Below are 6,567 nucleotides of genomic sequence, written 5' to 3' on the forward strand. Positions count from 1 at the left end.
GGGTGGAAACCCAGTTTTCTTAGTTTTCTTGGACTAGAAGGTCATATGGGAAGTACTCTAGGTCTTTCAAACGCTCGTCATAAATTCCTTTGATCTTGCAGGTTGCGGCGGTGTCAAAACTCCAGTAGCCTACATAAGTATCTTTGGTATGGTTGTTATACCATGGAGCATCCGAGTGGCTATAGTACCAGAAACCCTGCGCTTTGGCTACACTCTCATAAGTGTCCTCAATCATATTTTGATACTCTAAAATCGAATGAAAAGGAACTATCTTGTCATGGAATAGATAGACCATGTAGTATTCAATCAAGCCATCTGTGTGGTCCATCTGCTCATAAATAGCCTTCAAATCATCCAAAAACTCTTCCTTGCGTTCACTATATAGAACTCCCAAGGCAAATATATCAACCGCCAAGTCAAAAGGAACTCCTTCCGAAGCGGCCTCTTTTAAGTTGGAGAGGATCCCTTGGTAATATGGAAAGAGCTCCTGAACATCCTTCCCTAGAGAGTAGCCAACTCTTAATAAATCTTCATAATTAATGACCATGAACCTAAAATGACTCATGAGATCTTTAGGTTTTTCCTTTTTATAATCTTCTATATCTTCCTGTAAACATTGAGAGTACCATTCAAATGCCTCTTGAAAGTATTCCTCTGTTTTGATTCTATCTCTTATCATGTATTAACTCCAATTTTCAACCTACTCTCCCTGCACCAACAAGTCATATGGAAAGTACTCTAGGTCTTTCAAGCGCTCGTCGTAGATTCCTTTGATCTTGCAGGTTGCGGCGGTGTCAAAACTCCAGTAACCTTTATAGGTATCTTTGGTATGGTTGTTATACCATGGAGCATCCGAGTGGCTATAGTACCAGAAACCTTGTGCCTTGGCTACACTCTCATAAGTGTCCTCAATCATATTTTGATACTCTAAAATCGAATGAAAAGGAACTATCTTGTCATGAAATAGATAAACCATGTAGTATTCAATCAAGCCATCTGTGTGGTCCATCTGCTCATAAATAGCCTTCAAATCATCCAAAAACTCTTCCTTACGCTCACTGTAGAGAACTCCCAAGGCAAAGACATCAACCGCACGATAAAAGGAAACTCCCTCGGAGGCGACTTTTTTTAAGCTTGATAAAATCCCTTGATAATAAGGGAAGAGCTCCTGAACATCCTTCCCTAGAGAGTAGCCAACCTTCAATAAATTTTCATAATCAATGACTCTAAATTGGAAGTGACTAGAAAGATTCTCTGGTTTAACCTTGTCAAATCTCTCTAAAGCTTCCTGTTGACATTTAGAATACCATTCAAATGCTTCTTGGAAATATTCCTCTGTTTTGATTCTATCTCTTAACATGTATTCACTCCTTTTCTATGGGCGGATAATATTCGCCTTCTTATCGAGATTATTTATCATAATGTCGCCATTCTTCCTAACCTTCACTAACTGATAACCTACATCCCCAGTATCTGTAGCACGTCTAAGTTCTTCTAATTTTCTACCTCCGACCGCATCTTCCAAGCGATCCCCTATCCACTCACGGCTCATCTGCTTGATTTCCGGATTCTTCAAGTAACTTAAGCGAGCGCTCCCATACTTAGCTTCTGCGATGATATAAGGCGGGTGACCATTGGGATTGTAGTAGACTCCGTCAATTCCATGGTGGGTGGCTCCATCGATTTCTGTGGTCATGTCCAGACTGATGCGCTCATAACCCAGCTGACGATAGATCTCGTCCGTACTCATCTCACCGTAGTTCCCTTTGCGCATATTACTGATCAGCTCAATAGTGCCGTCATCAACTTCCGATATAATTCCTCTTTGCTTGAGGACCTCAGCCATGCTGTGGATGTCCGTGTTAAAGACGACATCTCCCTCTTTCATCGCCTTTACCCACTCATCTTTAGTCACGTATAGAGCATTTCTTGAACGGAGTCTAGAAAGACTTGCATTTTCTACATTCTTCGCTTTAGATTCCAGATTGTCCAGGCTCTTTCCTAGGCCTGTATCTCCCAATTTCACGGTTGTTTTCTCAAGTGTAGAGAACCCTTGTATATTGACAGAACCAACAGGAGCTACCTGCCTCGTTCGGATAGTCGGTACTTCCAAAGTAAACTGCTTGGCTCGCTCCAGTCCTTCTTGGGCAGCCTTGCTTAGATTTAGGAGGCCTTCGTCTACTGTATTTTGTAAGTGACGGGCGAGTTGTTTTCGATAGGTCGGCAAGGAGTGGTAAATATTATCCCCCAGCCCCTTGGTCTTCTTCAAGAGCCCCTTAAAGGTATCGAAATTCTTAGCGCCTTGTTCGATGCCTTCCTTCACTGCAGTTTTTATACTAGTCTTAACAGCAGTGAGCCCTGCAGTCTTTCCTGTCTTGGCCAGACCACTGAGGTATTTACCAGCTGGGATCAAGTCAAAGAGAAAAAAGGAAATTCTAATTAAAATTGAAGGAAAAATCTATTCAGATAATTCCTTCAATTTTATCCTTAGTTCTGTATCAAATCCGTAAATTCTGAAAATGATTTAGCTAAAAAATAGGCATTGTTCTCATCGCTTGATGCTTCTAATTGATACGTATCGTCGTAATAATATATACCTTCGTTAGCATCACCACTTTGCCAAAATATTAGAAATCCGTGTTGAATAGTGTCACCAATAATAATAGAATGTTCAAAAATATCATTACGATATTCTTCCGTCCACTGTTCTATATCTGCATTTTTAATTCCAGTATTTATACCAAACATAGTATCAATATTAATAACTTCATCAATTTGATCAATCTTAATTGAATTTTCAAATGTATAAGATGAATTCCTTCCTCCGTTTTGTGTGACTAAAAATTCTTTATAGTCAACTGGAAGTTTGATATCAAATCGTTTTTCTAAAAGTTTGATATTTTCATATTCTGCATGCCCAAATGGCTCTATAATTAATACCATTTTATCTACCTCCTAATTTCAGAATTGAGATGCCACCTCTATGAGTAAAACGTCTATGAATAGCACTGTCCACAGCTTGAAGAGTCTTACCATCTTGATGATGATGCCATGTATTACCTAATCCAGCATCACCAGCCTTAGAGAAATCTTTAACTCTTCCTTCAAAACCATTTTCAAGTACAACTTCTTTTTTCACTTGAGGTGGGATTCCATTTTTAAAGTCTGGAAATCCATCTGTGTATTTAATAGTATTTCCTTCCCAGTCAGTATATATCCATTCTGGTGGAATTTTACTGCTGTCAACTTCTATAGTACCACCTTTATCCAACCATTTTTTCGCTACGGGAGAATTTTTCGGTTTCGTTCTCAAAATTTCTTTAGTAATATTATCCTCAGAAACTTTTAAAACATCATTCGATATGCCTTTTCCAGCTTCTAGCACATCATCCACTTTATTTCCATAAAAAGCATTACGAGCTCGAAGTCTATCCAGTCGGGTGTTTTCTACATGTTTCGCTTTAGAAGCCAGATTGTCCAGGCTCTTTCCTAGACCTGTATCTCCCAGACTCTTGCTCATTTTTTCAAACCGCATCATTTGACTACCAGTTGAAGTCTCTCGTACGACTACAGTCGGTACTTCCAAAGTAAACTGTTTAGCTCGCTCCAGTCCTTCTTGAGTTGCCCTGCTTAGATTTAGGAGGCCTTCATCCACTGTATTTTGTAAGTGACGGGCGAGTTGTTTTCGATAGGTCGATAGGGAGTGGTAAATATTATCCCCCAGCCCCTTGGTCTTCTTCAAGAGCCCTTTAAAGGTATCGAAATTCTTAGCGCCTTGTTCGACGCCTTCCTTCACCGCTGTTTTGATACTAGTCTTAACAGCAGTGAGCCCTGCAGTCTTTCCTGTCTTGGCCAAGCCACTGAGGTATTTACCTGCTGGGATCAAGTCAAGCAGGGCAAAGGCTCCCCTCATAACTCTCTCGTTCCCATCCAGCTCGCGCCCAGTACCCCAGTCCTTGCCAGAAGCGGCGGAATACATTTCCGCTGCTGATACGACCGTTGATAGAACCGCACCGGCAGGAGGGCAGAAGACAAACAAGACAACTGTAGCCGCGCTTAGAGTCAAATCCCGCCACATCTCTGTAGTGGACTTTTCATCATCAATCGATACATACTCGAAAGATCGAGTTTGGTGCATAACTTGGACATATTCTGTCTCCGTCAGCCTATGATCCTTATAATCCTCACTCTTCTTATACTTCTCATAGCTTTTCTTCAGTGATGCCTTATAAGGACTATCAACCTTGTAGAGTTCGTCAATCCCTATCTCAGGTGGGGTGACTTCCTTGGTACCGACAGGATGGCCATAAGAATCTTTCACAGACTCGATTCGCTTATAGCCAATCTTGTTAGTCGTTTTATACTTTTGAATGTTAAGGGCTTCAAGTTTGGCTCCGACTTTGTCCATAGCCTCATAGAAGGGGCGGTCGATTTTCTTATTGATGTAAGTGTTCACATTCTCGGCATACCGCTCCAAGGTTGAGAGTTTGGCTTGCAGAGTTTGGGCGGTGCTGGTTTCATCGTGATAGGTATAGGAAACGACACCGTCCGTATCCTTTTCCTTGATGAGTTTCTGAACCTTCTCAGAAATCTTGACCAGATCCTCCACCCGTTTGGCAAATCCAGTCGAAGTTATTCCAGTACTATAGCTCCCTGCTTGAGGACCTCAGCCATGCTGTAGGTGGCCGTGTTAAGAATAACCGTGTTAACGTAAAGAAAAAGAAGACTACCTGTTTGATAAAAACTGGGTGGAAACCCAGTTTTCTTAGTTTTCTTGGACTAGAAGATTGTATGAAATCAGAAAAATATTGTAATTAGAGGAAGTTGTAATAAAAAGTATCGTCCTCTGACAATTTTTCTAAAAATTCTGTAAGGTTTTTGGATATCTCTTCATCATAATAATAAATCTTGCCACTATTATCTGAACCGAAGCCAATTGATATCAGGGCAGATTCATTTGCTTCAAAGAAGATTATTTTATCTTTTTCAAATTCATCATATATTTCAATATCCGGATAAAATTCAAAATCATTTTGTCTCAATCTAAAGTCTAAAACAGACGCTGGATCCATAATTCGATTTATGTTTCCTACTTTACTTCCAATAAAACCATAGCCAATTTCTAAATAAAATTCTCTAAGTAATTTCGGAAACATTATTCCTAACTTTGATTCACTTTTTTTGATTTTATCCCTAGTAAGTGGATAAAACTGATTTAAAGGGTTCAATTTAATTTCTTCAAACATCTAGTGTTACCTCATTTTGATCGAATCAATTTCGTACAATAATGCCTTATAAGTGATTTATGAGTACGACTTTCCTTCCGATTTGATTACTTTTATTCAAAATAATTATCATTAACGATAAGAGAATACTGCACATCTTAAAAAAGATTCTCAATTAGACTAGAAAAATTGGAACAAACAAATGTTGACTCTTTAAAATCATCATAGTTCTTCTCATGATCCCAAAAAACGATGTTTTTATCCGCTGAACAATCAAAACACAATAAATTCCCAAAACCATCTTCTGCAAATGGAATCAGTTGGTCACCGAGTCGATCTTGTAAATCTTCAAGTATTTCATATATATTATCATATTCATTTTCATCTAGGCTGATCAAATTGTTGAAAATTTCTACCTTTTCATCTACCTTAAAATGATTAGGATTAGGATAACCACCATCATATTTTAAAACAAATTGTTTATAATCGTCTGGTAGAGTAATCTGTAATCTATGCTCCACACTTTCTATTATATCTATAGAAATATCTTTATAATTCAACCACTTCATATTCTTATTTAATTTCCTTTCCCCCAAATACTGTAACCACCTATATGGCCTGTCTGTCTATGTATACGTCTATCTACTAACTGCATTAAGCCAGGTTTTTGATGGTGATGCCATGTGAACCTCTTTGGAACACTACCCTTTTTAAATAATTCTATTTCTTCTTGTGTGAATCTACGTGCTAATTCATCATTGGCCATAATTTGCTGGTATAAGTCTTTGCTAGCCCTATCAAAATGAGTTCCTCTTGATTTTAAATAGTCTTCTGGCTCCAAGTACATATCCCCAAAAGAATCAAAAATTGGAAATCCTTCTTGATCAAATTTGATTCCAGTTTTAGGATGACTCTTATTCGCTAACTCTAGTCTTCCAAAAATTTTACCATCAATATCTTTGCCAACCTTACTTCCAGCTTCCAAAACATCATCTACTTTATTTCCATAAAAAGCATTACGAGCTCGGAGTCTATCCAGTCGGGTGTTTTCTACATGTTTCGCTTTAGAAGCCAGATTGTCCAGGCTCTTTCCTAGACCTGTATCTCCCAGACTCTTGCTCATTTTTTCAAACCGCATCATTTGACTACCAGTTGAAGTCTCTCGTACGACTACAGTCGGTACTTCCAAAGTAAACTGCTTGGCTCGCTCCAGCCCTTCTTGGGTTGCCCTGCTTAGATTTAGGAGGCCTTCATCCACTGTATTCTGTAAGTGACGGGCGAGTTGTTTTCGATAGGTAGACAAGGAGTGGTAAATATTATCCCCCATGCCTTTGACATTTTT

The 6,567-nt window shown here is 39.0% G+C and carries 8 protein-coding genes; all 8 read right to left on the reverse strand.

Going from position 1 to position 6,567, the window contains the following annotated elements:
* Positions 1 to 19: 19 nt before the first annotated feature.
* Entirely contained in the window at positions 20 to 679 is a 660-nt protein-coding gene (locus tag MK385_RS03230) for a PoNe immunity protein domain-containing protein (RefSeq protein WP_268725272.1), read from the reverse strand.
* 21 nt (positions 680 to 700) lie between these two features.
* Positions 701 to 1,360 (reverse strand): PoNe immunity protein domain-containing protein, encoded by a 660-nt coding sequence (locus MK385_RS03235; RefSeq protein WP_268725273.1) that lies wholly within the window; start codon positions 1,358 to 1,360, stop codon positions 701 to 703.
* A gap of 15 nt (positions 1,361 to 1,375) precedes the next feature.
* On the reverse strand, positions 1,376 to 2,413 hold the full coding sequence (locus MK385_RS03240) for a hypothetical protein (RefSeq protein WP_268725274.1): 1,038 nt from the start codon (positions 2,411 to 2,413) through the stop codon (positions 1,376 to 1,378).
* A gap of 74 nt (positions 2,414 to 2,487) precedes the next feature.
* Positions 2,488 to 2,943 (reverse strand): SMI1/KNR4 family protein, encoded by a 456-nt coding sequence (locus MK385_RS03245; RefSeq protein ID WP_268725275.1) that lies wholly within the window; start codon positions 2,941 to 2,943, stop codon positions 2,488 to 2,490.
* A gap of 1 nt (position 2,944) precedes the next feature.
* The gene (locus tag MK385_RS03250; RefSeq protein ID WP_268725276.1) at positions 2,945 to 4,609 is read right to left on the reverse strand and encodes an HNH endonuclease; all 1,665 of its coding nucleotides are present in this window, start codon (positions 4,607 to 4,609) and stop codon (positions 2,945 to 2,947) included.
* 205 nt (positions 4,610 to 4,814) lie between these two features.
* Positions 4,815 to 5,246 (reverse strand): SMI1/KNR4 family protein, encoded by a 432-nt coding sequence (locus MK385_RS03255; protein WP_268725277.1) that lies wholly within the window; start codon positions 5,244 to 5,246, stop codon positions 4,815 to 4,817.
* A gap of 137 nt (positions 5,247 to 5,383) precedes the next feature.
* Positions 5,384 to 5,794, reverse strand: coding sequence for an SMI1/KNR4 family protein (locus MK385_RS03260; protein WP_061414381.1), 411 nt, complete (start codon positions 5,792 to 5,794; stop codon positions 5,384 to 5,386).
* Between the two features lie 8 nt (positions 5,795 to 5,802).
* Positions 5,803 to 6,567 (reverse strand): HNH endonuclease (locus tag MK385_RS03265; protein ID WP_268725278.1); only part of this gene is annotated, 765 nt, incomplete at its 5' end.

Origin of the sequence: Streptococcus oralis, from assembly GCF_026782125.1 — a bacterium.
GTDB classification, from domain to species: Bacteria; Bacillota; Bacilli; order Lactobacillales; family Streptococcaceae; genus Streptococcus; species Streptococcus oralis_CE.